At 56.3% G+C, this 26,603-nt stretch carries 21 protein-coding genes and 3 tRNA genes; 8 read left to right on the plus strand and 16 right to left on the minus strand.

What is annotated here, in order from left to right; translation table 11 throughout:
* The first annotated feature begins 36 nt into the window (after positions 1-36).
* Positions 37-1,824, plus strand: a complete 1,788-nt coding sequence (locus tag QLQ17_RS12120) for an ATP-dependent nuclease (protein WP_283209839.1) — start codon at positions 37-39, stop codon at positions 1,822-1,824.
* A 31-nt stretch (positions 1,825-1,855) separates the two neighbouring features.
* Positions 1,856-3,733, plus strand: coding sequence for a DUF262 domain-containing protein (locus QLQ17_RS12125; RefSeq protein WP_283209840.1), 1,878 nt, complete (start codon positions 1,856-1,858; stop codon positions 3,731-3,733).
* 330 nt (positions 3,734-4,063) lie between these two features.
* On the opposite strand, the gene QLQ17_RS12130 is transcribed toward QLQ17_RS12125, so the two are convergent.
* From QLQ17_RS12130 to QLQ17_RS12150, 5 genes are all read right to left on the minus strand, one after another.
* Positions 4,064-5,323, minus strand: a complete 1,260-nt coding sequence (locus QLQ17_RS12130; protein WP_283209841.1) for a TRAP transporter large permease — start codon at positions 5,321-5,323, stop codon at positions 4,064-4,066.
* Positions 5,320-5,865, minus strand: coding sequence for a TRAP transporter small permease (locus QLQ17_RS12135; RefSeq protein WP_283209842.1), 546 nt, complete (start codon positions 5,863-5,865; stop codon positions 5,320-5,322). Before QLQ17_RS12135 ends, QLQ17_RS12130 begins: the two co-directional genes overlap by 4 nt.
* A 15-nt stretch (positions 5,866-5,880) precedes the next feature.
* Complete coding sequence (locus QLQ17_RS12140) at positions 5,881-6,864, minus strand: TRAP transporter substrate-binding protein (protein WP_283209843.1); 984 nt, start codon at positions 6,862-6,864, stop codon at positions 5,881-5,883.
* Positions 6,865-7,014: 150 nt separating this feature from the next.
* A tRNA-Met gene (locus QLQ17_RS12145) sits at positions 7,015-7,091 on the minus strand.
* A gap of 118 nt (positions 7,092-7,209) precedes the next feature.
* Positions 7,210-8,577, minus strand: coding sequence for an acetyl-CoA C-acetyltransferase (locus QLQ17_RS12150; protein ID WP_283209844.1), 1,368 nt, complete (start codon positions 8,575-8,577; stop codon positions 7,210-7,212).
* A gap of 164 nt (positions 8,578-8,741) precedes the next feature.
* On the opposite strand from QLQ17_RS12150, the gene QLQ17_RS12155 reads away from it, so the two are divergent.
* Positions 8,742-10,148 carry a 3-oxoacyl-ACP reductase gene (locus QLQ17_RS12155; protein WP_283209845.1) on the plus strand — a complete coding sequence of 469 codons (1,407 nt, stop codon included), beginning with the start codon at positions 8,742-8,744 and terminating at the stop codon, positions 10,146-10,148.
* Positions 10,149-10,252: 104 nt separating this feature from the next.
* On the opposite strand, the gene QLQ17_RS12160 is transcribed toward QLQ17_RS12155, so the two are convergent.
* From QLQ17_RS12160 to QLQ17_RS12170, 3 genes are all read right to left on the minus strand, one after another.
* Positions 10,253-10,328: transfer RNA gene (locus QLQ17_RS12160), tRNA-Val, on the minus strand.
* 23 nt (positions 10,329-10,351) lie between these two features.
* A tRNA-Asp gene (locus QLQ17_RS12165) sits at positions 10,352-10,428 on the minus strand.
* Between the two features lie 124 nt (positions 10,429-10,552).
* Complete coding sequence (locus QLQ17_RS12170) at positions 10,553-11,584, minus strand: AraC family transcriptional regulator (RefSeq protein WP_283209846.1); 1,032 nt, start codon at positions 11,582-11,584, stop codon at positions 10,553-10,555.
* Between the two features lie 179 nt (positions 11,585-11,763).
* On the opposite strand from QLQ17_RS12170, the gene QLQ17_RS12175 reads away from it, so the two are divergent.
* Positions 11,764-12,636: a MaoC/PaaZ C-terminal domain-containing protein gene (locus QLQ17_RS12175; RefSeq protein ID WP_283209847.1), complete on the plus strand. Its 873-nt coding sequence runs from the start codon at positions 11,764-11,766 to the stop codon at positions 12,634-12,636.
* A 9-nt stretch (positions 12,637-12,645) separates the two neighbouring features.
* Here the strand turns inward: QLQ17_RS12175 and QLQ17_RS12180 are convergent, their stop codons facing one another.
* The 3 genes from QLQ17_RS12180 to QLQ17_RS12190 are packed head-to-tail and all read right to left on the minus strand — an operon-like array spanning position 12,646 to position 17,276.
* The gene (locus tag QLQ17_RS12180; RefSeq protein WP_283209848.1) at positions 12,646-14,202 is read right to left on the minus strand and encodes an ATP-binding response regulator; all 1,557 of its coding nucleotides are present in this window, start codon (positions 14,200-14,202) and stop codon (positions 12,646-12,648) included.
* Positions 14,203-14,247: 45 nt separating this feature from the next.
* Positions 14,248-14,874, minus strand: a complete 627-nt coding sequence (gene fixJ / locus QLQ17_RS12185) for a response regulator FixJ (protein WP_283209849.1) — start codon at positions 14,872-14,874, stop codon at positions 14,248-14,250.
* Entirely contained in the window at positions 14,871-17,276 is a 2,406-nt protein-coding gene (locus QLQ17_RS12190) for a Lon protease family protein (protein ID WP_283209850.1), read from the minus strand. Before QLQ17_RS12190 ends, fixJ begins: the two co-directional genes overlap by 4 nt.
* Before the next feature lie 176 nt (positions 17,277-17,452).
* Between QLQ17_RS12190 and QLQ17_RS12195 the strand changes: the two genes are divergently transcribed.
* The 3 genes from QLQ17_RS12195 (at position 17,453) to QLQ17_RS12205 (ending at position 19,039) form a co-directional block, all read left to right on the plus strand.
* Positions 17,453-17,737 (plus strand): hypothetical protein, encoded by a 285-nt coding sequence (locus tag QLQ17_RS12195; protein ID WP_283209851.1) that lies wholly within the window; start codon positions 17,453-17,455, stop codon positions 17,735-17,737.
* Positions 17,738-17,906: 169 nt separating this feature from the next.
* Positions 17,907-18,296, plus strand: a complete 390-nt coding sequence (locus QLQ17_RS12200; protein ID WP_283209852.1) for a PilZ domain-containing protein — start codon at positions 17,907-17,909, stop codon at positions 18,294-18,296.
* Positions 18,297-18,358: 62 nt separating this feature from the next.
* On the plus strand, positions 18,359-19,039 hold the full coding sequence (locus QLQ17_RS12205) for a DJ-1/PfpI family protein (protein ID WP_283209853.1): 681 nt from the start codon (positions 18,359-18,361) through the stop codon (positions 19,037-19,039).
* A 10-nt stretch (positions 19,040-19,049) separates the two neighbouring features.
* On the opposite strand, the gene QLQ17_RS12210 is transcribed toward QLQ17_RS12205, so the two are convergent.
* The 5 genes from QLQ17_RS12210 to pncC form a co-directional block, all read right to left on the minus strand.
* Entirely contained in the window at positions 19,050-19,520 is a 471-nt protein-coding gene (locus QLQ17_RS12210; RefSeq protein ID WP_283209854.1) for a flavodoxin family protein, read from the minus strand.
* 26 nt (positions 19,521-19,546) lie between these two features.
* Entirely contained in the window at positions 19,547-21,187 is a 1,641-nt protein-coding gene (locus QLQ17_RS12215; RefSeq protein ID WP_283209855.1) for an acyl-CoA synthetase, read from the minus strand.
* 38 nt (positions 21,188-21,225) lie between these two features.
* Entirely contained in the window at positions 21,226-22,026 is an 801-nt protein-coding gene (locus tag QLQ17_RS12220) for an enoyl-CoA hydratase (protein ID WP_349306794.1), read from the minus strand.
* A gap of 214 nt (positions 22,027-22,240) precedes the next feature.
* Positions 22,241-23,290: a recombinase RecA gene (gene recA, locus QLQ17_RS12225; RefSeq protein ID WP_283209856.1), complete on the minus strand. Its 1,050-nt coding sequence runs from the start codon at positions 23,288-23,290 to the stop codon at positions 22,241-22,243.
* 85 nt (positions 23,291-23,375) lie between these two features.
* The gene (pncC, locus tag QLQ17_RS12230; protein ID WP_283209857.1) at positions 23,376-23,876 is read right to left on the minus strand and encodes a nicotinamide-nucleotide amidase; all 501 of its coding nucleotides are present in this window, start codon (positions 23,874-23,876) and stop codon (positions 23,376-23,378) included.
* A gap of 104 nt (positions 23,877-23,980) precedes the next feature.
* Between pncC and mutS the strand changes: the two genes are divergently transcribed.
* Positions 23,981-26,599 carry a DNA mismatch repair protein MutS gene (gene mutS, locus QLQ17_RS12235; protein ID WP_283209858.1) on the plus strand — a complete coding sequence of 873 codons (2,619 nt, stop codon included), beginning with the start codon at positions 23,981-23,983 and terminating at the stop codon, positions 26,597-26,599.
* Positions 26,600-26,603: the final 4 nt, after the last annotated feature.

Consider the following 26,603-nt stretch of genomic DNA (forward strand, 5'->3'; position numbering starts at 1 on the left):
AACTTGGTATATGCTCGTGTCATGTAGGCGACCCACATGGAAGAGAGGAAAAGTTCACTGATGCCGACCCCCTACGTATCCAGTCTCAGAATAAAAAACTTCAGATCGTGCTCGAATGTCGAAGCCCTTCTCTCGCGATTCACTCCGTTGGTGGGTTACAACAATGCTGGGAAATCCAATATTCTGACGTCACTCTCATGGCTTTTGCGAGGCAAACTCCTCAGCGAGCCTGACTTTTTCGACTCGGAAGAGGAGATCTCTGTCGAGGGAATGATTGAGGGCATTACAGAGGAGACCTTACTCCGACTCCACGACAACCACCGCCTGCGTATTCAAGAGCGCCTCATTGGCGAAACCCTAAGGATTCGTCGACGTCAGCCAGCAGATGCCGAGAAAAAATCCGATGTGAGATTTGAGGTTTATAATCCTCAAACTGATAATTTTGGGCCGCCACCGAATGGTCTTGAGGCAGGTATCAGTAGGCTGTTTCCTGAACCGATCAGGATTGGGGCAATGGAAAATGCTGCAGAAGATGCGACCAAAGCCAAGACATCAAGCACCATTGGAAAACTGCTAAACGAGTTGAGCCAAGGAGTCCAGGCAGCGCACCAACTTGAAATTGGGGAACACTTGGAGGCCGTGCGGGGGTTTGTCGATTCCTCTGGCGCAAACCGCTTTGGCGCACTGTCGGAAATCGACGGAGCAATAAACGAGAAAATTAGCAACTTCTTTCCGGGTGTGGAAATCAAACTCCACTTCCCGGTACCGGACTTCACGGAGCTATTTTCAAAGGGCACAGTAAAGGTTTTCGAGGATGGGCACACGCCCCGAGATTTCGAAAATTTTGGACACGGTGCCCAAAGATCGATCCAGATGGCACTCATCCAGTACCTCGCAGAAGTAAAGCAAACTGCGAACGTGCCGACGACGACGCTTCTGCTGATTGATGAGCCCGAACTGTATCTTCACCCCTTTGCGATTGAACAGATCCGAACAGCACTGCTGACCCTTTCTAAGCATGGGTATCAAGTAGTCTTCTCGACGCACTCTCCTCAGATGGTTACGGCACAGCACGCTCACCATACTCTGCTGGTCAGGAAAGAGGAGCGTCAAACACAAATTCGGAAGCGCTTGGAAGAAGCAATTCAGGATATTGAACCACGAGCAGATCATCAAATAACTCACTTATTCTCTCTAACCCAGTCTCACGCTTTTCTTTTCGCTGACAAGGTGGTCTTGACAGAGGGAAAGACAGAAAAGCTTTTGTTGCCGGCCCTGTATCAGTCCATGACCGGTAGGACTCTTGCTCAGGACCAAATAGCTCTAATCCCGGTGGGCGGAGTCGATAGTCTCGCCAAGTGCATCCGCATTCTTGACCACATGGACATTCCCACCATAGCTATTGCGGACCTCGATTATGGTTTCAGGGGTGCAATCGATTCCGGCATGGTGGGCAATGAGAACCCGGCCCTGGTCAATCTCCGCACGCTTCTCCAAAACCTCGCGAACCAAAATCAGATGGCATTAGATCAAAATGGCCTGCCATCCAAACGCAATAGCCCTGTATCGCCATCTAAGGCCTTCGAAATGCTTGCTGAACATGAAGAGGCACGACCGCCCATTGAGTCACTTCACCAACAGCTTAAAAACAACAAAGTTTGGCTATGGCGAAAAGGAGCTATCGAACCTCACCTTGGGTTGGAGGGAAAAGGTCCCGCTCACTGGGCCAGCTTCAGTGGCAGACTTTCCAGAGATGGTTTCGAAGCAGTGTGTGCAGATCACCATAGTATTCGAGAGCTGTTCGACTGGATAAGGGAACAGTAATGAGAAATCTTAGTCGTATAAGGAGTGCCTTATGGACGCAGATGATCACCCGATAGAGACCATCTTTGCCGACACCCGCCGGTTCATGATCCCTCTATACCAGCGAAAGTACCAGTGGGGGGACAAAAGACTGGGCCCTTTTTGGGAGGACATCGAGGCTAAGGCAACCGAGGTCCTTGAAGGCGAAAGCAGATTCCAGCATTACATGGGAGCTCTCATATTGGCGCCAGTTGGCGAAGGGGCCCAAATCGGTGTCACGCCAAAAGTCCAAGTGGTGGATGGACAACAGCGGCTGACAACATTTCAGCTTTTCCTTGCTGCAGTTCGGGAAGTAGCCAGAAAGTTTCAATGTGATGACATCGTTAAACATACTGAAGACTACTTATTCAACCAACTCAAGAGCAAAGACAAAGATCCGCTTACAAGATTCAAGCTAACCCCCACCCCTTCCGACAGACAAATATTTCACGACATACTCGATAACAATTACAGCGACGTCAGAGCAAAATACCAGCACTTCTATTGGGGTTCGAAAGTCCCCAAAAACACAGACGCAAGGGCTCTACGGGCCTTCCACATTTTTTATGAAAAGGTGAGCACTTTTGCTGAGTTCGGGACGACTGACAGTGATGATGTCACCGGCTCAATGCTTGAGTCTGGAAACATCCCCTCAACCGATGTAGAAGAACGTCTAGAAGCACTTCTGAAAGCTGTTCTTAACCGAATGAAACTTGTAGTCATCACCCTCGGTGAGGACGACGATGCACAAGTTATTTTTGAAACTCTCAACTCTAAGGGCGAACCATTGCTAGCAATGGATTTAGTCCGAAATAATATTTTTCATCGAGCCGAACGGGAGGGGGCATCTGCAGATAACCTCTATCACGAGTTGTGGGATCCGTTCGACAACGACTGGTGGAGAGAGCCAGCTCCTAACGCTCGTCCTAAAAGGCCGCGTATCGATCATTTCCTGGCTCACGTGCTAGCTGCCGAAACCGGAGAAAATATATCATTGCGCGAACTTTACGCAGAGTATCGCGCCTTCGCGGTGCCAAAAGGAAAACCCCGCTTTGATGTGGTTGAACAGGAGCTCAGACTGCTTGAACGGTATTCACCAGTCTATGAGACTTTGGAGGGGCGTAAAAAGTTGGATCACGATTTACACTGGTTGGGAAGAAAACTTGCAACTTGGCAGGTCACTACCGCTTACCCCATAGCAATGCAAGTTGCAGCTTCAGGGCTACCAGGGGAGGAGCGAAAGAAAATCTTTGAACTGATCTATTCATACATTGTTAGACGGGCCCTATCAGGGCTCACTGCAAAAAACCTGAACAGGGTCTTCCAGTCCATTGCCGCGCACTTAGTGAGAAACGGAACCTCACTGGAAATGTTCAAAGGTTTTTTTGGCGATAAAACAGGGGATAGCACCCGTTTCCCAAGCGACAGAGAATTTAAGAAAGGAATCCTCACACAGCCTGCTTATCAGATTGCTCCCGGCTCGCGAATTAAAGATGTTCTATGGGAGCTCGAAATGTCATCGAGGACAAACTTCGCTGAGCAGATCGAAATGCCGTCCGGCCTTCAGGTGGAGCACGTCATGCCCGTTCAATGGGGGCAACAATGGCCTTTCGCGGAGGGAGAATTCTTAAGCACATATTCGGATGACCCCAGAGCTACATCACGGAATCGCATTATCCACAGTCTAGGCAATCTGACGCTTCTTACCGGCGGACTAAATAGCTCCTCTAGCAACTGCAACTTTGGTGAGAAGAAAGCCAAGTATGGTCAGCATACAACTCTTTTTCTAAACCGTTATTTCTCGGATCATGAAAATTGGGACGAAGATGCTATTGAAAGGCGGGGAAACTATCTTGCAGAAAAAGCAACAGAGATATGGAAAGGGCTATAAATTTGAGCCCTACAGGATGTTATCTAACGAACTAAATCGAATAGCTTCTGGCCGCATGGAACAGGATACGTTTCATGTCTTCTAGGCGGTCTCTGTCACTGTGCGCTAGGGTTTCGTTGGCCTTCCTGCTTTCCGCAACATATCGGCACAGGCCCGGCAGCTGATCAGTCCCATCCATTCCTCTTCGCAAAATCTCAGCTCGGCAATCTGCCAAAGCCCGGTGCTCCTAATGAGGGTAGCCGGCCGAAGTTGTTCATTGACTTCCAGGGACGAGGTCAGGAAGAGGTAGGCAAAGAATTAATCCTGAGCACGCTAAGGTTCGGAAAGTTATTACAACAACGCCAACACCAGCCCCTCTTCCCAACTGATCAACACCAACGTGAGAATGGTGGCCAGAAGAAACGGCAGCAAAGCCCGGAAAATAGCCATCGGCGATGCGCCCGTCATGGCGGAAGAAATATACAGGCCCGCGCCAACCGGTGGCGTAAGCAGGCCAAGTACCAGGGTCAGGCACACCACCACGCCGAACTGATAAGCACTGATGCCGAACTGGGCTTCCGCGATGGGCATAAGGATTGGCACCACCAGTATCAATGCGGCAATACCATCGATCACCATGCCCACCAGCAGCAGGATGCCGACCACCAGCATCAGAAACATGAAAGGATCTGTGGTTTGTGCGGCGATCCAGGAGGCCGCGCTTTGGGGAATTTTTTCGAAGATGATCACCCAGCCGAATACGCCGGCGGCGGCGATCAGCATGATGACCATGCCGGAATTGAAGGCGGTCCGTTTCAGAACACCGAACAGGTTTTTGTATTTGAGGTCTTTATAAACGTATTTGCCAATCACCAGCGCACCCAGTGAGGCCAACGCAGCGGATTCGGTGGGCGTGGCCAATCCGGTAAGGATACCGCCGATGATGATCAGCGGGATAAGCGCTGCCGGAATGCCCATTAGGAAATACTGCTTGGCCTGTTGGCGCGTTGGCCATTTGCCCTTCGGATACTGGTATCTGAGGCCGAGCAGGCTGATGGCGATAAAAAACAGGAAGGACATGACCAGCCCAGGAATGATGCCAGCGATGAACATGTCCGCAATCGGCACCTGGGCCAGAACGCCAAACAGCACGAACAGCATGGACGGCGGGATAATGGGCGAGAGTAATCCGCCGGCGGCCGTTATGGCGGCGGCGTAGGGCTTTTCGTAACCGTCCTTCTCCATGGCAGGCACCATGGCGCGGGACATCATGGCGATCTGTGACGCCGCAGAGCCCATAATGGCCGCCATCATCATGTTGGCCACCAGGTTGATGTACGCCATGCCGCCGCGAAACCCGCCTACCAGGATGCGCGCCAGGTTCACCAGCCGGCTGGTAAGGCCACCTTCATTCATCAATTCCCCGGCCAGCATGAACAGGGGTATCGCCAGCAGCCCATAGCTCTGGATGGCGCCGAATAGTTGCTGCAGGTAGGAATCCAGCAGCACGGTATTACCCGAATCGTAGATATACCAGAGCGCCGTCAACGCCAGTACCAGTGAGATCGGCACCGCCAGAAACAACAGAACGGCGAAGACAACCGCAGTCATGTCATACCCTCACTCTGTTCCGGGGCGGTCTCGGAATTAAGAAGGTTGGCCAAGCCGTGAATGGTCAACGTGATCGACAGAATGGGCAGCACCATCCACACCCAGAACTTCTTGATACCCAGGGTGCTGGTGTTTTCCGCGTACATGAAGTTGAAGGTTTCCGCCTGGAAGCTTTGCAGGTCGAACCCCACCTGATACAGCGTGACCGGGTCGTACCAGCGCCAGCTTAACCAGGCCAGAATGCCGCCAAACAGCAGCACCATCAGGTCGCTGATTTTCGCCAGTACGGTTCGGGTTCCCCCTTTCACATACTCGGTCAGCAGATTGACGGCAACGCTTTCCCGCCGCTTGAGCAACACGGATGTCGCGAAGAAGGTCATCCAGATCATGCAGTAGATCGCCAGTTCATCCACCCAGTAGATGGCGTAACCGGCAGACCGGGTGACGATGTTGAGCAGGATCAGCAGGGTCACCGCACCGGCAAGCGATGCGGCGATGACAGCTTCAATGCGTGCGACAAAATCCGATACAGCTTTCAGCATGGTGCGTCGCCCGGATTATTGGGCTTTGATGTCCTCGGCGACGTTGCGCAGAACACCAAGCGACGGGGCTTTCTCAGCCCAGATGTCTTCCCAAGCGGAAATGGCGTCGGCAAATTCACTGCGGTTTGCTTTCTTAACGGTGATATCCAGCTCTCTGAGCTGTTGCTCCTGGTCTTTCTCCTGGGCAACGAACTTGTCCATGACGGCATTCAGGTGGGCTTTCATGGTTTCCTGGATGAGCTGTCTGTCCTCGTCGCTCAGGTCACGCCAGACCTTGCCAGACACCACGCCCACCATGGGGAACATCATGTGGTTGGAGATCAGCAGGTGGTCGGCACGCTCGTAAAACTTGAGCACCAGGATGGAGTCGAAATCCATGTCGATGGCGTCGACCTGGCCGTTCGCCAGTGCGTCATACACCGCAGGCAGTGGCAGCGGTGTCGGTGCGGCGCCAATGGCGTTGTAGAAATCCCGGATGGGCTCGAACGGGGTAATGCGCAGCTTCTTACCTTCCAGATCGGCAGGGCCGGAAACTTCATCGCGGCTCAGCACCTGGCGCATTCCGGCCATGGCATAGCCCACACCCACCAGGCCAACGTTGGCCGGCAGTTTGTCCAGGAGCTTGTTCGCCTCATCAGAGCGCAACAATTCCGCGGCCTGGTCAATGTTGTCGACCAGATAAGGCGCGTATAGGGCGCCGAAATCGGGCACCCGGTTGGACACTTCCGCAATGGTCAGAAACGCCATATCCAGCGCGCCGGTCTGAAGCTGCTGAACCATCTGGGCCTCGTTACCCAGCTGCCTGGCCGGGAAAACGGTGACCGAGTGCTCTCCGCCGGACTTCTCATTAAGCTCTTCTCCAAACTCGTTGGCTGCCTTGGTCCAGATGTGGGGCGGTGGCGTGATCAGGCCGAGGCGAAAATCACGGGCCTCAACGGCGGCACTGGACATAACGGCAAGGGATGCAAACGCGGCAAGCAGGCGCTTCATTGAACTCATCGGAGGCTCCATTTGTGTTTTTTTTAGTGATCAATCGATGGCTTCGAAAACTCAATCCCGAACCATACCCTAGAACGGCGCAGTTTTGGATATTTCCAATATCGCAACAAAAAAGGCAGACCAGTTTTTAACTGATCTGCCTTTTCTAATTGGTAGCGGGGGCTGGATTCGAACCAACGACCTCCGGGTTATGAGCCCGACGAGCTACCAGACTGCTCTACCCCGCATCAAACTGGTTGTTGCCGGGTTGCCCCGATCAACGTGCCACGCATGGTAAGGATCGGGGTGGGCTGTGTCAAAGACCTTTTCGGAAAATTTCCGATTTTTCTGAAACTTACCGTTCCGCTATCGTTCAACGATGGCGGTCACACCCTGCCCTCCGGCGGCGCAGATGGAAATTAGACCGCGACCACTGCCATTTTGTTCCAGGATTTTTGCGATCGTGGCCAGAATGCGTCCGCCGGTGGCCGCAAACGGGTGGCCGGTGGCCAGGCTGCTGCCTTTGATGTTCATTTTGCTGCGGTCGATGCTGCCCAGTGGTTTGTCCAGGCCGAGCTTGTCTTTACAGAACGCCGGATCTTCCCAGGCTTTGAGGGTAGACAGAACCTGTGCGGCAAAAGCCTCGTGGATTTCGTAGAAATCGAAATCCTGCAGGGTCAGGCCAGCCTTTTCCAGCATCCGGGGCACGGCGTAGGCCGGGGCCATCAGCAGGCCTTCTTTTTTGTCGACAAAGTCTACAGCGGCTACTTCGCTGAAGGTCAGGTAGGCCTTCACTTCCATGTTGTTGGCTTTGGCCCACTCTTCGCTGGCCAGCAGTACGCAGGAGGCACCGTCGGTCAGCGCGGTGCTGTTGGCGGCGGTCATGGTGCCGTTTTCGCGGTCGAAGACCGGCTTGAGCGTGGCGAGTTTTTCCAGCGTGGTGTCCGGGCGCAGGATGTTGTCTTTGGTCAGTCCCGCCAGTGGGGTCATCAGGTCGTCAAAGAAGCCTTCGTCGTAGGCGGCCGCCAGTTTCTGATGGCTTTCATAGGCGAGCTGGTCTTGCTCATCCCGCGGTATGCTCCAGTCTTTGGCCGTGATCTGGCAGTGTCCACCCATGGACAAGCCGGTTCTGGGCTCGCCGTTTTCTGGAATGGACGGGGCCAGATGCTTGGGGCGGAAGCGAGAGATGGCTTTCAGTCTCTCGCCCGCAGTCTTCGCACGGTTCAGGTCCAGCAGGATTTCCCGCAGGCCTTCGCTAACGCCAATCGGCGCATCGGAGGTGGTGTCGGTGCCGCCAGCGATACCCACATCAATCTGCCCAAGCGCGATTTTGTTCGCCACCAGAATGGCGGCTTCCAGACCGGTGCCACAGGCTTGCTGAATGTCATAGGCCGGGGTTTCGGGTGCCAGGCCGCTGCTGAGAACCGATTCGCGGGTCAGGTTGAAATCCCGCGAGTGCTTGATCACCGCGCCGGCCACGACTTCGCCCAGGCGCTGGCCCTGCAGGCCAAAACGATCCACCAGGCCACGCAGGCTGGTGGTCAGCAGCTCCTGGTTGCTTACCTTGCTGTAGGCGGTGTTGGAGCGGGCAAACGGCACCCGGTTGCCACCAAGGATGGCCACACGGCGAACGCCCTGGCTGCCAGCCGACGTCTTTTTCGCGGTGCTGCTAGACTTGGTGGTCTTCTTTGCCGCTGTGGTTTTCTTTTGAGTGGTTTTCGGAGCCTGTGCCATGATGTCGTCCTACCTGTCGAATGATTACGTTGGTGTGCAGTCTAGCGCTAACCCGGTCTGGCTCATTGGCATTGTTGACATCTGCCCTGTGGCGTTGAGTCAATTCAAAGCCGGATCAATTCTTTACTCTATAGCCCTTATTCTTGTCGCAGAAGGAAAACGCTATGTCTGATCTTTATCTCAGATTCGTCAATACACCGGTTGGCAAAACCGCCGCTCAGTCGCTGGGTCTGCCAGCGCCGGTGCCGCTGAAACGCTGGAAGCGCAGCGACCAGCCATTTGTTGAGGGTAACGTGCTGGTTGGCGCTGCTGACGGCGCCAAGGCCATCGCCAACCTGGGCCAAACACTCAGCGCAAGCCCTGCGAAGCTGTTCCATGCCAGTGATATTGCCACTCTGACGGATTCCGCCAAGGCAGGCAACAAGGCCAAGCCACTGTCTTTGGGCGGCGAGATCGAAGAGCGCTTTTCTGCCCTGGTGTTCGACGCCACCGGTATGAAAGACACCACAGACCTTCGCGCCGTTTACGACTTCTTCCACCCCACCATTCGTAAACTGGCTGCTCAGGGCCGTGTCCTGGTGATTGGCCAGGAGCCGTCCAGCTGCCGCTCACCGGCCAAAGCAGCGGCGCATCAGGCGCTGGAAGGCTTTGTTCGTAGCGTTGCCAAGGAAATCGGCAAGAAAGGCGCCACCGCCAACCTCTTGTGGCTGGCCCCGAGCGCTGAAAAGGCATTGGACTCCAGTGTTCGCTTCTTCCTGTCATCCCGTTCGGCCTACGTCTCTGGCCAGGTGGCCAGAATCGGTAAGACCGCTGACGCACCGGCTACCAGCCCGGCCGCCCCGCTGACCGGCAAAGTGGCCCTGGTCACCGGCGCCTCACGCGGGATCGGCGCGTCCATTGCGGAAACGCTGGCTCGGGACGGCGCCACCGTGATTGGCCTGGATATTCCACCAGCCATGGACGAACTGCAAAAAGTCACCGACGCAATCGGCGGCAAAGCCCTGAGCTGCGATATCACCAGCGACACGGCACCTGCCGAGATTGCTGACTTCATCCAGAAGCATTTCGATGGTGTGGACCTGGTGATTCACAACGCAGGTATCACCCGCGATAAAACCCTGGGCAACATGCCCGAGCATTTCTGGGACATGACCATTGCCGTGAACCTGACGGCGGAAGAACACATTGACGAGGAGTTGATGAAGCGCGAGCTGCTGAAGGAAAACGGCCGCATCGTGTGCATTTCCTCCATCAGTGGCATCGCCGGTAACTTTGGCCAGACCAACTACTCCACCGCCAAGAGCGGCGTGATTGGGTATGTGGAAGCCATGGCCAAGCAGGTGAAGAACGGCGTCACGATTAACGCGGTGGCACCGGGCTTTATCGAAACCCAGATGACGGCGGCTATGCCGATCACCATTCGCGAAGCCGGGCGCCGGATGAACAGCCTGTCGCAAGGTGGTTTGCCGGTAGACGTGGCCGAGACCATTGCCTGGTATTGCCACCCTGCCTCAAACGGCGTGAACGGCAACGTGGTTCGCGTGTGTGGCCAGTCGCTGATTGGTAAGTAAGCATTGGGGGCTGGGCGTGCGCTGGCGTTGCAAAACGTTGGCGCATGCCAGATAACCTGCTGAACAAGCGCAGGAAACCACAGACATCAGGTACGGGAAAAAAATGGTGGGTGGTACTGGGATCGAACCAGTGACCCTCGCCTTGTAAGGGCGATGCTCTCCCAGCTGAGCTAACCACCCGGGAATAATCGAAGAGATAAAAATGGCGGAGCGGACGGGACTCGAACCCGCGACCCCCGGCGTGACAGGCCGGTATTCTAACCAGCTGAACTACCGCTCCGCGTGGGCCGTCACGTCAACGCATTCAGGGGTGTGAATGCTCTGTGACAACGAGGGCGCATTATAAAGAGGCGGCCTGCCATGTCAACGATTTTTCTGAAAAAACTTCGGCGATGTCCGCCTGTTCACATGGCATCAACCATCGCGTCCTTGCCCTGCGCGGTTTTGCGGTATTCGATGGGCGTCATCCCCGACCAGCGTTTGAAGGCACGATAAAAAGTACTGGGTTCCGAGAACCCCGTGAGATAGACAATCTCATCAATGGATTCGTCGGTTGTCGCCAGCAGCTGACGAGCCAGCCGGTAACGAAAATCCGCCAGTACCTGGTTAAAACTGGTCTCTGCTTCTGTCAGACGAGTACGCAGGGTTCTGGATTTGATACCCAGGCGCTCGGCCACCGAATCCAGGGTGACTTCGCCGCTGTCCAGCAGCTCGGCCACAATGCGCTCCACCTGCCCCACAATGTCTTTTTTCTCCAGCCGGGCCACCTGCTCGCTGGCAAAGCGCTCGTGCAGGTCCAGCAGTTCTGGCTCGGCGTGAGGCGATGGGTGTGCCAGGAAATTGGCCGGGAAGTACAGGCGGTTCTCTTTGGCCCCAAACACCACGTCACAACCCAGAATGTCCTGAACGTGATCCTTGCCCCGCTGCCGGTCGTGCTCGAATTCAATCCGTGACGGGTAGAAGCGGTCTTCGGTGATGGATTTGAAAAACGTGATCAGGCCCTGAACAAAGCATTCATTGAAGTGCTGAAGACGGCTGACTTCATCCGACGCGGTATCCAGGACCATGCAGGCCTCTTCGCCTTCGATGAAGAAGTCGGTCTTGGCGGCGTCGCTGAGGAGACGCTGATAGTTCTGAGCACGGCGCAGGCCCTCACCGAAGGTGGGGCTGCTTAGAAACAGATACTCAAGAACCTGACCATTATAGGCCGGGAGCAGCTGGCCAAGATGCAGGCCAACATCGGGGTCGCCAGAGACATCTTCAACCACTTGCCAGAAATACAGTTGCGCACTGTGGGGCGTTCGCAGTTGCTCGGTGTATACGTAATCTTCGTCTACTCCAAGCCGGGCAAAGATGGCGTCGGTATCGATACCTTTTTTCTTCATGGCTCGATAAATCAGGCGCAGCATTACGCCGGCATCGCGAAGTTCCTGCATAGCATCCCGCTTTATAGTTGTTAATGAATCGGCTTGGCCGGCGCAACATGCTGCACTGCAAGCCAGGTCAATGCTCATGCTGGCCGGGTTTGCCAGACTATGAGACCTTGTTCTCAAGTTACCCGTAATTAGAGCATATCAGGCCACTGTCGCACAGGTGTACAAGGAGCTGTAACAAAATGACTCAGAACGCAAAATACCATAATCAACCACCGGGGCTGCTTTCGATGTACGGCAAGGCGCTGCTGCCCAAGCGGGAACAGTCTGAAATCACCAAGCTGCCAGACGTTTCAGCCCAGCTGATCGGTGTCACAACCGGCGGCGGCGATCTGAAGCAATACCGTAAGGTATGCGGCTTTGCCCCCACGCGCGCCGTGCCTGCCACCTGGCCACACATCCTGGCGTTTCCGCTTCACCTGAAGGTGTTGACCGACCCGAGCATTCCCTTCCCTTTGCTGGGCCTGGTGCACCTGCGCAACCGCATTGTGCAGCACCGTCCCATTGGCGAGGGCGAAATGCTGGATCTGGATGTCCGTCTTGGCGAGGCGGTCAGAACGTCGAAGGGGCTGGAGTTTGATCTGATTACCGAGGCTCGATCAGCCGGGCGCCTGGTGTGGGAGGAAAACAGCACGACGCTGTTCCGCCAGCCGGAGCGGGACAACGGCAGCTCCCGCAAGCAGCCGCCGGAACTGGCAAAGTACGCCAACAGCGTCGACATCGATGTGCCGGAATCCACCGGGCGTCAGTACGCCGGTGTTTCCGGAGACCGCAACCCGATTCACCTGTATCCGCTGACCGCCAAGCTGTTCGGGTTTCCGCGGGCCATTGCCCATGGCATGTGGAGCAAAGCGCGGGTTCTGGCGCATCTGGAACAGCAGCAGGCATGGAAAAGCGGTGCCTTTGCGATGCATTGCGACTTCAAAAAGCCGCTGTTTCTGCCGGGCCAGGCTGTGTTGAACTGGGAGTCGGCCAAGAAGGGCCTGAACTACCAGTTGCTGAACGGCAAAGGCACGGCGCCGCATCTGAGCGGCCACGTGGAATGGCTGGATTAAACGCCGGAATCAGACCTCGACCGCTTCCGTCTTGGCGGCGGGCAAGGTGAAGAAGAAGCAGGCGCCTGGTGTTTCTGGCCGCTGATAGCCAATCTCGCCACCTTGCGCCTGAATCAGCGAGCGACACATCGGCAACCCGATGCCCATGCCGTCTGCCTTGGTGGTGAAAAACGGCAGGAACAGTTTGGCTTCGTCTTCGTCGGCCAGGCCGGTGCCGGAATCCGTCACCTCTACCCGCACGAACTTGCTGTCTGGCATGGTCACATTGACCCTGACCGGCTCGGACGATTGGGCACTGCGGGTGGCCTCCAGGGCATTGCGAATCAGGTTCAGGGCAACTTGCTGCACCTGAACCGGGTCTGCGTAGACTTCCTGAACATTGTCGGCCACCGTGACCTCAACGCCACCCTCGTTATTACGAATGTCCACTTCCGCAAACTGACGGGTATCTTCCAGCAAGCTGGTCAGCGACAACACTTCTTTGCCGGCGGCCGGTTTTTTCATGAATCCGCGGATACGGCGAATCACTTCACTGGCCCGATGAGACTGGGCTTCGATCTTTTCCAGAGTTTCCGCCAGCAACGGCAAATCCGGTTCGTCTTTGGAGATCATCCGCTTGGCGACGCGGGCGTAATTGGTGATAGCCGTCAGCGGCTGGTTTACTTCGTGGGCGACCCCGGCGGCCATTTCCCCCATGGTGGTCAGGCGGGAGACATGGGCCAGCTGGTCCCGTTGCTCCTGAACCATCGTGCGGGCATCGTCCAGGGCCTTTTCGTTTTCAAGCTCGGCGGTGATATCGCTGAACACCACAACAGCGCCGTACAGCTCATCGCCTTCCCGTTTGGGGGTTGAACAATACTCGGCGGGGAACCGGGTGCCATCAGCGCGCAGCATTTCCACACCACGCTGTTTCTCGGCCAGGCCCTGACAACAGGTCGCGTGGGCCGGCAAGTCGTCCAGTTTCTGCTCCGGGCGACCGAAATGCAGCTCGAAGAAGTTCTTGCCGATCAGCTCGTCAGCAGAGCTTCTGACGATCGTGGCCGCTGCCGGGTTGGCAAAGATAATGCGGCCTTCTTTGTTCAGGCCGTAGATGCCTTCGCTGATGGAATTCAGGATGCGGGCCTGATCGCTTTCAAGCTGCCGGTTACGGGCCTGAAGCTCACGTTCCAGCCGTGTCACCTGGGCGTGTGTTTTCACCCGGGCAATGACTTCCTGGGCCTGAAACGGCTTGGAGATATAGTCAGCACCGCCCAGGGAGAAGCCGCGCACTTTGGCGCCTACATCGTCCAGGGCAGACAGGAAGACCACGGCGCAGTCTGCGGTCACCGGGTCGGCTTTCAGGCGTTCGCACACCTGATAGCCGTCCAGCTCCGGCATCATGATATCCAGCAGAATCACTTCGGGTGTATGACGATGAGCAAGGTCCAGTGCCTTCTCACCGTCATTGGCGATCAAGAGGCGATAACCCTTGTCTTTCAGGGTTTCGTAGAGCACTTTCAGGTTCTGAGGGTTGTCATCAACAAGCAGAACCGTGATGTTTGTAATCTCCTGAGCAGGGTCAGTCATAGAACCTTGGCCGGTTGCGAGGATGTAACCATCATGCCGCCGGGATTACCGCGCGTCGATACGGTCCTTTACGGACAGAATCATGCGCACCAGATGCGCCAGGGAATGGGTGCCCATCTTGTGCATCACGCGGGAGCGGTGAATTTCCACCGTGCGCTGGCTGATTTCCAGCTCGATGGCAATCACCTTGTTGGCCTGCCCTTCAATCATTCGATCCATGATTTCATGCTCGCGGGGGGTCAGGCTCTTCACGCGGCGCAGGATTTCCTGCTTTTCGCCCAGCGTTTTGCGCTGTTCGATGTCCTGCTGCAACGCCGCCTCGATTTTCTCCAGCAGCGCTTCTTCCCGGTAGGGCTTCTGGATGAAGTCCACAGCGCCTTCTTTCATGGCATCCACAGCCATGGGAACGTCACCATGGCCGGTGACGAAAATGATGGGCAGGATGGAATGCTTGTCGTTCAGTTTCTTCTGCAGCTCCATTCCATCCATACCGGGCATACGAATATCGAGCACGATGCAGCCGGCCATGTCGTCAGAATAGTCTTTCAGAAACGCATTGGCGTTGTCGTAAGTCTTTACGGGCTTGCCGTCCGATTTCAGCAGCAACTCCAGTGAATCCCGCACTGCTTCGTCGTCTTCAACTACGTAAACCGTTTGCTGACTGTCCGTCATGGTTTCTGCTTCTCCTGTTCATGGCGCTCGTGTTCCTGGCGCTCGTGCTCTCGCATGTTTTCAAGCCGTTGCTGAATCATGCCAAAGACGCTCTGTTTTGGATAACGACCTTTCGCGTTTGCCTTGCCCGCCGGTTTGCCCAGCAACAGGGAAATGGCTTCTTCGGCGTGGGTAACAGAGTACACCGAGAACTGCCCATTGCGCACGGCCTGAACAACTTCCTCGTCCAGCATCAGGTTCTGAACATTGGTGGCAGGCACGATCACGCCTTGCGTGCCCGTGAATTCACCGGTCAGCCTGCAGGTAGCAAAGAACCCTTCCACCTTTTCGTTCACGCCACCAATGGGCTGAACTTCACCAAACTGGTTGACCGAGCCGGTCAATGCAAGATCCTGACGCACCGGCAGACCAGACAGCGCCGACACCAGGGCGCACATTTCCGCCAGCGAGGCACTGTCGCCATCGACTTCACCATAATTCTGCTCCATGGTCAGACTGGCCGACAGGTGCATGGGGTCGGTCACGGCAAAGCGGGAGGACAGCCAGGAGCTCAGAATCATCACCCCTTTGGAGTGGAGGTTGCCGCCCAGCTTTACGTCGCGCTCGATGTCCATCACACCGCCATCGCCATAGTAGCAGGTGGCCGTGATGCGGTTGGACAAACCAAATTCAAAACCGCCAGTCGATAATACGGACAGCGCATTGACCTGGCCCACACAGCTGCCCGAGGTGGATACCAGCGTTGTGCCATCGCGAATCGAATCGTAGAACTGATCCCTGATGCGGCTGCTTCGGTAACGGGCGCTTTCCAGTGCCTGATCCACGTGGCTGTTCTCGATCAGTTTGGCTTTGGCCTGCCGCGCCCAGAAATCCGATTCCCGCAGCAGATTGGCAATGTCTGCCGCATGCAAGGACAGCCTGTCCTGATGGTCTGCCATGCGCGCGCTGTGTTCTATGATGCGGGCGACCGCACGGTTGCTGCAGTGCAGCAGTTTTTTCTCTTCCACCAGGCTGGCAATGAACTTTGAATATAGAAGCTGGCTATCGTCCGTGCGCATCATTTCGTTTTCAAAATCGGCGGTCACCCGGAACAGCTCTGCGAATTCGGAATCGTATTCCTGCAGCAGCATCCAGGTCTCGCGGTCGCCAAACAGCACAATCTTGACGTCCAGCGGGATTTCCTCCGGCTCCAACGAGATGGTGCCAGACAGCGTCAGCTCCCGCTCGAGAGAGTTTATCTGCAGAGACCGTGACCGCAGCGCACGTTTGAGGCCGTCCCACACGAACGGCTGCTCCAGCACCTTGATGGCGTCCATCAGCAGATAGCCACCGTTGGCGCGGTGAATGCTGCCGGGGCGAATCAGTGAAAAGTCGGTAAAGACAGACCCTTTGAAGGTCACATTTTCCACATAACCAAACAGGTTGTGGTAGGTGGGGTTGTCTTCCACCACCACGGGCACCTCTTCCGTCTTCTGATGCACCAGCACATTCACCAGATATCGGCGGGGGGTTTTCTTGTCCAGAGAGGCGTAGGCGATAGCCGCCTGTTCCTCGTTCTCTTCCAGAAAGATGTCCAGGCTGTCGACCAGGTCTTTGCGAACCCCTTCCAGGTAGGTGACGACGTCTGGCTGATCGCTGTATTTGCTCACCAATTCGTCGATCTGGTGGCCGGAAATGCCATGCAGGGTCTCTTCGTTCAGGGCCTGCTGCGCCTCGGCGTATTCCTGTTCCCAGTCCGCGACCTTGCGAAGCGCCTGGCGGAGTTTTTTCTCCAGCTTGTTGATCTCGGCTTCGAATTTGTCTCGCTGTTCCTGCGTCAGGGCCTGGAAAGACTCCGCCGTGTGGGGCTCGTCGCCGTTCATGGCCACCAGCCGGTAGCCGCCGGGCGTGGTGATGTTCAGGCTGACTTTCTTTTTCTTCGCCTGGGCGCCGATCTTTTCCAGCTCTTCTTCCTGCCGTTGGGCAAACTCGCCCTTTAGCTGCTCGGCGCGCTCCAGGAAGCTGTCGCTGTCAAACGTCTGAGGCACCATCTTCATCAGGCGACTCATCAGCTTGTCCATGTCCTGCTTCAGCTCATTGCCCTTGCCCGCCGGCAGCTTGAGCACTTTGGGCACGCGAGGCTCTTCAAAGTTGGCCACGTAGCACCAGTCGTGGATCTGGTGTTCAAGATCAGCATGATGCTCAAGATAGCGAAGCATCATGGTGCGCTTGCCCAATCCGGGCCGGCCTACTGCGTAGACGTTGTAGCCACCGTGCGGCATCGCCAGAGCAAAGCTGACCGCTGACTGGGCGCGATTCTGGCCGACGATTTCCTCAAGGGGCTCCAGCTGCCGGGTGGTTCTGAATGGCAGGTCTTTCAATACACAGGCTTTGTATAACTGGTTAAGAGACAGTGGCTTCAAGATGGGGTCCTGTAGCTAGGGAAAACCAAACAATAATGGCCGATCATTGTAGAATCTGGGGGGGAGTCTGTCGCGCCTATTGCTTATGAAAGGCTAAAGATTGGGCGCATTGTGCCGTTATTTTAATCAAATGGTTTCATCTTTATCAGGACAGAAGCACTCAAGGAAACTCTAAAATGGACATTTACCGCAATCAGCCCCATGGCATATCGGTGCTGGAATCCATTCGCAAGCAGGGAACCCAGCGTACGCCCGCCGCCGAGGAATCGTCGGCCCCGCCGCGTCGGCCCTTGAATGACAGGCGCCTTCAGCCGGACCGTCGTCGTGCCCAGAGAGACTTTCAGGGCCCGGACCGTCGCAGGAACCGCAGCCGCCGCAGCACTGGTTTGCTGCACCCGCGCACACGAAAACCCGCGCCTATCGAAGACCGGCGTGGTCAGATTTTGACTACTCAGGCCTGATTTGCCTATTGAACACGGTGCAAATCAGACCACACTCTAGTGATAAATCCATCACATTTTAACGAATGGTCATTTTTCAGGCAGTTATTTGCCTACTAGACTTTGTTGCCCCAGCAGGAAAATGGGACAACAAAAAAGTACGCTCGGTATGGATGGAAACCAACGATCTATGAGTGATTCCACAAGCTGCGAAACAAGTGATCGCAGGATAAAAGACCGCTATACCGCCACCTGCCTTAAAGTAGAGCTGCAGGAGCGTGGTTTTTTTGGTCGTGGAAAGAATTCGACTGCGGTGACCTGCCTTGATATGAACCGTTACGGCATGGCCGTGCTCTGCCCACGCCCCGTGGAGCCAGGTGCTCGCCTGTTCTTGAGCTTTGACGGCAAGTACATCCGCGAATCGCGGGTGGCCGCCCGGGTCGTTACCTGCCAACCGTTTCAGACCGGATACCGGGTCAGCATCCAATTCAGTTACTGCTTCGAGAGAAAAGGCTACTCCCGCACCGTAGACAACGCCCTGTCACGCATTGAAGGCTTCTACAACCGCTACGCGGGCTGACGCAGCCACCTGAACTGCCTATATACTGGGTCATTATCTGAATTTTTGGAGTCAGACCTGGCATGGCGTTCAACATTGTATTCCCGATCTTTCCCGGCATTACCCAATTGGATTTCACCGGTGCGGCCCAGATGCTGACTTATGTACCTGATGTTCAGCTGTGCGTGGTCACAGAGCATGGCGAGCCGGTTGAAACAGACTCAGGTTTCGATTTGATGCCACGATTCAGCTTTGGCAACTGCCCAAAGGCCGATATGGTCTGTGTGCCCGGCGGCGCAGGCGTGTTTGAAGCGGTCAATAACGACGCGCTGGTTGAATTTGTGGCCGATCAATGCCGAAACGCCCGGTACATCACGTCTGTTTGCACCGGCGCTTTCATTCTGGGTGCGGCCGGACAACTGGAGGGCAAGAAGGCGACCACTCACTGGGGCTACACCTCTGCGCTTGAGCAATGCGGGGCGACGTTTACCGAGGGGCGCGTTGTGATCGACGGCAATCTGATCACCGCTGGTGGCGTCACCTCCGGTATTGATTTCAGCCTGGCGGTCATTGGTGAAGTCTGGGATGACACCCTGGCCAAATCGATACAACTGCGCATGGAGTACAACCCCCACCCTCCGTTTGTGGGCGGTCACCCATCCCTGAGCGAACCCGGGGTGCTTGCTAAAGTTCAACCTTTCTACGACAAGGCCCTGGCCAGAATGCAGGAAGCTCTGTCCGCAAGAAAATCACGGCTGAACTGATTCGATATCCCTAGAAGAGGCCGGCATCCAGGCTGGCCGCCATGGTCATCCCCAGCTCTTCGCACTGGCTTTCGAATTCATCCCGATAGTCACCGCGACAGATCAGCGGTTCCTGTGCCAGGCGCCAGCGTAATCCTGTGGTGATGGACTCGATGGCCCGATGGGTGCCCGTGCCGTCGAGGCCGGCACGAATGTAATAAGCGAAGGGAAGTGCCTCAGTTTCCTCGATAACGCTGTAGTAGGTTCGATCGAAAAAATCCTTCAAAGCCCCATTCATGTAACCCAGGTTTTCGGTGGTTCCCAGTATGATGGCATCGCAGGCAAGCACATCCTCCGGCCCCGCATCCAATGGCGCCAGCACCTTCACCTCCACCTGTTCAATATCCTCATGCTGTGCGCCCCGGGCAACCGCATCCCGGAGCTTCTGGGTGTTGGGAGAGGGTGCATGAGCGACAATCAGTAGTTGCTTGGTGTCCGCCATAATCAAACTTCAACCTTCCAAAACCGTCACGACGATGAGCTTGTCTCAAGCTCCTTTCGCAACATGAACTTCTGAATTTTGCCGGTGGACGTGGTCGGCAACGGGCCGAACACGACTTTCTTGGGCACTTTGAAACGGCTAATTTTCTCGCTGCAGAAGCTAATCAAATCGCTTTCCGTCAGGTCGCTGCCCGCGCGCAGCTGAACAAAAGCCGCCGGCACCTCTCCCCACTTCTGATCCTCCATGGCCACCACGGCGGCCAGTTCAACGTCGGCATGGCGCTGAATGGCTTCTTCCACTTCCAACGACGAGATATTCTCGCCACCGGAAATGATCACGTCTTTCAGCCGGTCGCGAATTTTCAGATAACCGTCCGCTTCCACCACCGCCAGGTCGCCGGAGTGGAACCAGCCCCCGGCAAAAGCCTCCTGGGTGGCTTGCTCATTGCGCAGGTATCCCTTCATCACAATGTTGCCCCGGAACATAACCTCGCCCATGGTTTTACCGTCCGGCGGAACCGGCTCCATGGTGGATGGGTCAAGAACCGCCACACCCTCTTCCAGTGGGTAGGTCACTCCCTGGCGACCGTTCAGACGCACGCGTTCTTCCAGAGTGCATTGCTCCCACTCTTCCTGTTTGGCGCAAACTGTCGCAGGGCCATAGGTTTCCGTCAGGCCGTAGACGTGGGTGAGTTCAACACCGATCTTCTCCATCCTTTCAAACACCGAGGCCGGCGGCGCAGCACCCGCAATCAATCCAGACACAGGGTGATCGAAAACCTCACCTGCTGCGATGGCAGCGTCAGCGATGGTGGCGTGAACCACCGGCGCGCCGCAGTAATGGCTGACCTTATGTTGCCGGATCAGTTTGAGAATCTGACCCGCATCCACCCGCCGCAAGCAGACACTGGTGCCACCGATGGCTGCCATGGTCCAGGGAAAGCACCAGCCGTTGCAATGGAACATGGGCAGCGTCCACAAATAAGTCACATTCCGGGGCAGGCTCCACGACAACACATTGCTGACGGCGTTCAGGTAGGCACCGCGATGATGGGTAACCACGCCCTTGGGCTTGCCGGTTGTGCCGGAGGTGTATCCCAGGGCAATGGCGTCCCATTCGTCCTCCGGTAACTGCCAGTTCTGTGACTCCGGCTGCTTTGCCAGAAGTGCTTCGTATTCCAGGTCGCCCAGCCTTCTTTCATCGCCCTGGCTGGCATCCGGTACATTGATAATGACGGGCGCCTCGCCCTCCATCATCGACAGCGCCTTTTCAGCCACATCGCAGAATTCCGTATCAACCAGCACCAAGCGCGAGCGGCTGTGATCGAGAATGTAGGCAACGGTGGCCGGGTCCAGGCGAATATTAATGGCGTTGAGCACCGCCCCGACCATTGGCACGGCAAAATGCGCTTCGAAAATGGCCGGGACATTGGGCAGCAACACCGCAACGGTGTCGCCACGGGAGATACCGAAACTCTGCAACACGGAGGCAAGGCGACAACATCGGGAATAGGTCTGTTGCCAGCTATAACACTCATCGTTATAGATCACGGCCGGTTTGTTGGGATAAACGGCGGCAGCACGTCGAATAAAACTCAATGGCGACAAAGGCACATAGTTGGCCGCATTCTGATCCAACCCTACGTCGAACTGGCAGGTATCGCTCATCACCTCGCCCTCCTACTGTTCGGTCCCAGACCCAGGCGCTAATGGCCCGGCTGCTCCCAGGTGGGTTTACGTTTCTCGAGAAACGCATCAATGCCCTCGCCAACGTCGGGGGTCATCATGTTGTCGGCCATCACATTGCCTGCCAATTCATAGGCTTCCGCCAGCGTCATTTGGCGCTGCTTGTGGAACATGGCCTTGCCATAGCGTATGGCAGACGGGCTTTTGGCAAGAATCTTCTCAACCTTCTCTGCCACGGCAGCATCCAACTCAGAGTCGTCGACCACACCGCTCAACAACCCCCAGTCGAATGCGGTGTCTGCGTCAATAAAGTCGGCGGTCACCAGCATGTCGAAGGCGCGCTTTGCACTCACGTTCCGAGACAGGGCAACTGCGGGCGTCGAACAAAACAGGCCGACGTTGATGCCGGAAACCGCGAAACTGGCCGAACGCCCGGCAATGGCGAGATCACAGCTGGCCACCAACTGGCATCCTGCTGCTGTGGCCATACCCTGGACTTTTGCAATCACCGGCACGGGCAGGTTGACCAGGCTCTGCATCACCCGACTGCAATGCCGGAACAGGGATTGGTAATACCCGTGATCCGGATGCGCCCGCATCTCTTTTAAATCATGCCCGGCGCAAAACCCTTTCCCATTGGCCGCGATCACAACGCAACGCACCGCCGGATCTTCAGCAATGCTGTCCAATTGGTCCTGCAATGCCGTCAGCAAGGTTTCGGAAAGCGTATTGAATTTTTTCGGGCGATTGAGGGTCAGATAAACGGCACCACCTTCGTCTTTGCGAAGTAGCTCGTTTTCAACGGCGCTCACGTCATTCATAGGTCGTCTCCGCCATGTATCGTTTCAACACACCTGATTCAGGCTAATTGCTACAAAGATAGTTGATCATCGCGGCGATGTTGATCGAATAACAGACAAAATTATTGCGGGCTACAAGTAGAGAGCGGGCTATGAATCTGGGATGCGGGAAGGGAATCCGGCCCTGCCCCAACATCACAGGATGAGGTCAGGCGCAGGGCCGTGGAGGAAGGTTTTAGAGCAGCTCTTCGTTCGCCTCTTCAGGCGCCTTTTCTGCTGCTGCTTCTTTACTGACAGGCTTGGGCATCAGCTTATCCCGAACGCTGGTCTCAATCTCGTTGGCCAGATCCAGGTTTTCTTCCAGGAACTTGCAGGCGTTCGCCTTACCCTGGCCAATCTTGTCACCTTTGTAGGCGTACCAGGCGCCGGACTTGTCCACAAAGCCTTCTTTCACACCCATGTCCAGCACTTCGGCCATGTGGTAAATGCCCTTGCCGTACATAATCTGGAATTCCGCCTGTTTGAACGGCGGCGACACTTTGTTTTTGACCACCTTCACCCGGGTTTCGTTACCCACCACTTCGTCGCCATCCTTCACCGAACCGATACGGCGAATATCCAGTCGAACGGAGCAGTAAAATTTCAGCGCGTTGCCACCGGTGGTGGTTTCGGGGCTGCCGAACATGACGCCGATCTTCATCCGGATCTGGTTGATGAACACCAACAGGCAATTGGCGTGTTTGACGTTACCGGTCAGCTTACGCAACGCCTGTGACATCAGGCGGGCCTGCAAGCCAACGTGGCTGTCGCCCATCTCGCCTTCAATTTCCGCCTTCGGCGTCAGAGCGGCCACCGAGTCGACAATGATGACATCCACGGCGTTGGAGCGAACCAGCATGTCGGCAATTTCCAGAGCCTGCTCACCGGTGTCTGGCTGTGATACCAGCAGCTCGTCCACGTTCACGCCCAGCTTTTCAGCGTAGATCGGATCCAGCGCGTGCTCTGCGTCTACGAAGGCGCAGGTCTTGCCATCTTTCTGTGCTTCGGCAATCACCTGCAGAGTCAGGGTTGTCTTACCGGAACTCTCAGGGCCGTAGATCTCAACAATACGACCGTAGGGTAAACCGCCAATACCCAGAGCCACATCCAGCCCGAGGGAGCCGGTAGAGACCGCAGGAAGTGCTTCGCGGGGCTGATCCCCCATCTTCATAACGGCGCCTTTGCCGAATTGACGTTCAATCTGGCTGAGCGCAGCGTTAAGCGCTTTTTTGCGGTTATCTTCCATTGTTCAATACCCTCATCTGTACAGCGTTGCCTGTATATTTAAACAGTATTAAAACACAAGCCAAACCGAAGGCCAACCCCTGCATTCAACGAACGGCCAGATAGGCCTCTACCCCCTGCAGAGCGAACAGCACAGCCTGGCGCCGAACCTCGTCGCGGTCGCCGCTGAAGTGCTCCACAACGGCTTCTGTGTCTGACGGGGAATTACCCCAGGCAAACCACACAGTACCGACCGGTTTGTCTTCCGTGCCGCCATCCGGGCCCGCTACGCCACTGATCGAAACGGCCACGTCCGCCCCCGTGGTGGCCAGTGCGCCTGCCACCATTTCGCGCACCACTGGCTCGCTGACGGCTCCATGGTTCTCCAGAGACGCTTCGGTTACCCCCAACAATTCCCGCTTGGCGTCGTTGCTGTAGGTCACCAGGCCGGCCAGTGTGTAAGCCGATGAACCGGCCCGGTCGGTCAACACTTTGGCAACCCAACCGCCGGTACAGCTCTCGGCCGTGGCAATCGTCTGCTTGCGGTCGATCAGTACTCTTGCAAGACTGTCTGCGGCTTCACGTAACTCTTCATCGGTGAGTGACATAAGGCTCTCTTCACCCCCTTCCGTTTCATCATGGCGAGTATTTTCTTACAATCGCTGCCTTTACTGAAAGACTTTCACCCCAAGACCTGGACCCGGAACCACTCATGTCAGCAGCCCAGACCGATCTGACCCAGCATACGCCCATGATGCGGCAGTACCTCAAGATCAAGGGCGAGCACCCCAACGAGCTGGTGTTCTACCGCATGGGTGACTTCTATGAGCTGTTCTACGACGACGCACGCAAGGCCGCCGAGTTGATGGACATTACGCTGACCGCCCGCGGCCAGTCAGGTGGCAGCCCGATACCCATGGCCGGTATCCCGTACCATTCCGCTGAGGGTTACATTGCACGTCTGGTTCGGGCTGGTCAATCCATCGCCATTTGTGAGCAAATTGGCGATCCGGCGACCAGCAAGGGGCCGGTTGAGCGGCAGGTAGTGCGGATTGTTACCCCCGGCACCCTGAGTGACGATGCGTTTCTGGAAGACCGCCGCGACAACTTGCTGGTCGCCATTTATAACCGTCAGGAGCGCTTCGGTTTTGCGTCACTGGACATTTCCAGCGGCCGTTTTACGGTTTCCGAACTCGACGATATGGAAGGTCTGCAGGGCGAACTTCAACGCCTGCGCCCGGCTGAGATCCTGATCAGTGAGGATTTCCCGTTCCAGGAAGTTCTGGAAGGGTACAGCGGCATTCGCCGCCAGGGCCCCTGGCTGTTCGAATCGGACACCGCCCATAGAGTGCTGACTCAACAGTTTCAGGTTCGCGACCTGACCGGTTTCGGCTGCGACGACCTCACGCTGGCCATCTGTGCCGCAGGTTGCCTGCTGCAATACGCCAAAGAAACGCAGCGCACGGCCCTGCCCCATATTCGCAAAATCCGCCGTGAACGCCGCGAAGAGGCGGTGATCATGGACGCCGCCAGCCGCAGAAACCTGGAAATTGACACCAACCTGATGGGCGGCACCCAGCACACTCTTGCCTGGGTGATGGATAAAACCGCGACCGCCATGGGTGGCCGTCAACTGAGGCGATGGCTGAACCGGCCGCTGCGCGACGTGAGTATTGTGGAGCAACGTCAGCAGGCTGTGTCTGCGCTGCTCGACGGATTCCACTACGAACCTGTACACGACCTTTTGAAAGCCGTCGGCGATATCGAACGTGTGCTGTCCCGCGTGGCCCTTCGCTCCGCCCGACCACGGGATCTTGCACGCCTGCGGGATGCGTTTCAGGTTCTGCCGGATCTTCAGAAAGCCCTGACACCGGTTAATTCCCATCAGATCGTTAAACTGGCGACCACCATCAGCGAGTATCCGGAACTGGCCGATAGGCTGGAGCGGGCAATCATCGATAACCCGCCTGTGGTGATTCGTGACGGTGGCGTGATTCGCGAGGGTTTTGACGAAGAACTGGACGAGTTGCGCAACATCAGCGAGAACGCCGGGCAGTTTCTGCTGGATGTGGAAACCCGCGAGCGCGAACGCACCGGCATTACCACCCTGAAAGTCGGCTACAACCGTGTGCACGGTTATTACATCGAAATCACCCGGGCCCAATCTGGCCAGGCGCCGGCAGACTACATTCGCCGCCAGACCCTGAAGAACGCCGAGCGTTTTATTACGCCCGAACTCAAGGAATTTGAAGACAAGGCTCTGAGCGCCAAAAGCCGCGCCCTGGCCCGGGAAAAAGCCCTCTACGACGAAGTGCTGGAAACCGTGGCCGAACAATTGGCGCCACTGCAGGATGCCGCTCAGGCACTGGCCGAACTGGACGTGCTCAGCAATTTCGCCGAGCGAGCCACCAGCCTGCGATTCAACCCGCCGGAATTCAGCGAATCACCCGGCTTTGATATTGAAGAAGGCCGGCACCCGGTGGTGGAACAACTACTGAGCGACCCGTTCGTACCCAACGATCTGCTGATGGACGACCAGCGCCGCATGCTTGTCATTACCGGCCCGAACATGGGCGGTAAATCGACCTACATGCGCCAGGCGGCACTGATCGCACTGCTGGCCTACACCGGGAGCTTTGTACCGGCAAATCGCGTAGTCATCGGGCCGGTGGATCGCATTTTCACACGCATGGGCTCGTCGGATGACATTGCAGGCGGTCGGTCTACCTTCATGGTGGAAATGACCGAAACCGCCAACATTCTTCACAACGCCACCGAGCACAGCCTGGTGTTAATGGACGAAGTAGGCCGTGGCACCAGCACCTTTGACGGGCTGTCGCTGGCCTGGGCCACAGCGGAGCACCTGGCCAAGCAGATTCGCTGTTACACGCTGTTTGCCACGCATTACTTTGAGCTGACGCAACTGGCCGACGAACTGACCCACGCAGTCAACGTGCACCTGACCGCCACCGAGCACGATGACACCATCGTGTTCCTGCACAATGTGCATGATGGCCCGGCCAGCCAGAGTTACGGCCTGCAGGTCGCCAAACTGGCAGGCGTACCGCAGGATGTCATTCGCCACGCCAAGGAGCAGCTGGCGCACCTGGAAGGAAATGCCACACCCACGGCGCCCATGCGGCAAACCAGCCAGGCGCCTTCAAACCCAGCACCGTCTACCTCGCCTGCGGCGATGCAGGGCGACATGTTTTCGGCCCTGGAGCCCAGTAAAGTCGAAGAGGCGCTCTCAAAGCTGGACCTGGATGACCTGACGCCAAGAGAAGCACTGAACCGGCTTTACGAACTGAGAGAGCTGCTGGGGAGCAGATAAGCCC

The sequence above is a fragment of the Marinobacter sp. CHS3-4 genome (genome assembly GCF_030053415.1).
In the GTDB taxonomy this organism is placed as follows: Bacteria; Pseudomonadota; Gammaproteobacteria; order Pseudomonadales; family Oleiphilaceae; genus Marinobacter.

Coding starts and splice junctions, on each gene's coding strand:
- recA (WP_283209856.1), bottom strand. CDS start 23,290: ATGGAAGATAACCGCAAAAAAGCGCTTAACGCTGCGCTCAGCCAGATT.
- QLQ17_RS12150 (WP_283209844.1), bottom strand. CDS start 8,577: ATGGCACAGGCTCCGAAAACCACTCAAAAGAAAACCACAGCGGCAAAG.
- QLQ17_RS12220 (WP_349306794.1), bottom strand. CDS start 22,026: ATGAATGACGTGAGCGCCGTTGAAAACGAGCTACTTCGCAAAGACGAA.
- QLQ17_RS12200 (WP_283209852.1), top strand. CDS start 17,907: ATGAGTGATTCCACAAGCTGCGAAACAAGTGATCGCAGGATAAAAGAC.
- QLQ17_RS12215 (WP_283209855.1), bottom strand. CDS start 21,187: ATGAGCGATACCTGCCAGTTCGACGTAGGGTTGGATCAGAATGCGGCC.
- QLQ17_RS12140 (WP_283209843.1), bottom strand. CDS start 6,864: ATGAGTTCAATGAAGCGCCTGCTTGCCGCGTTTGCATCCCTTGCCGTT.
- QLQ17_RS12130 (WP_283209841.1), bottom strand. CDS start 5,323: ATGACTGCGGTTGTCTTCGCCGTTCTGTTGTTTCTGGCGGTGCCGATC.
- QLQ17_RS12155 (WP_283209845.1), top strand. CDS start 8,742: ATGTCTGATCTTTATCTCAGATTCGTCAATACACCGGTTGGCAAAACC.
- mutS (WP_283209858.1), top strand. CDS start 23,981: ATGTCAGCAGCCCAGACCGATCTGACCCAGCATACGCCCATGATGCGG.
- QLQ17_RS12135 (WP_283209842.1), bottom strand. CDS start 5,865: ATGCTGAAAGCTGTATCGGATTTTGTCGCACGCATTGAAGCTGTCATC.
- QLQ17_RS12205 (WP_283209853.1), top strand. CDS start 18,359: ATGGCGTTCAACATTGTATTCCCGATCTTTCCCGGCATTACCCAATTG.
- pncC (WP_283209857.1), bottom strand. CDS start 23,876: ATGTCACTCACCGATGAAGAGTTACGTGAAGCCGCAGACAGTCTTGCA.
- fixJ (WP_283209849.1), bottom strand. CDS start 14,874: ATGACGGACAGTCAGCAAACGGTTTACGTAGTTGAAGACGACGAAGCA.
- QLQ17_RS12120 (WP_283209839.1), top strand. CDS start 37: ATGGAAGAGAGGAAAAGTTCACTGATGCCGACCCCCTACGTATCCAGT.
- QLQ17_RS12175 (WP_283209847.1), top strand. CDS start 11,764: ATGACTCAGAACGCAAAATACCATAATCAACCACCGGGGCTGCTTTCG.
- QLQ17_RS12195 (WP_283209851.1), top strand. CDS start 17,453: ATGGACATTTACCGCAATCAGCCCCATGGCATATCGGTGCTGGAATCC.
- QLQ17_RS12125 (WP_283209840.1), top strand. CDS start 1,856: ATGGACGCAGATGATCACCCGATAGAGACCATCTTTGCCGACACCCGC.
- QLQ17_RS12210 (WP_283209854.1), bottom strand. CDS start 19,520: ATGGCGGACACCAAGCAACTACTGATTGTCGCTCATGCACCCTCTCCC.
- QLQ17_RS12170 (WP_283209846.1), bottom strand. CDS start 11,584: ATGCAGGAACTTCGCGATGCCGGCGTAATGCTGCGCCTGATTTATCGA.
- QLQ17_RS12180 (WP_283209848.1), bottom strand. CDS start 14,202: ATGACTGACCCTGCTCAGGAGATTACAAACATCACGGTTCTGCTTGTT.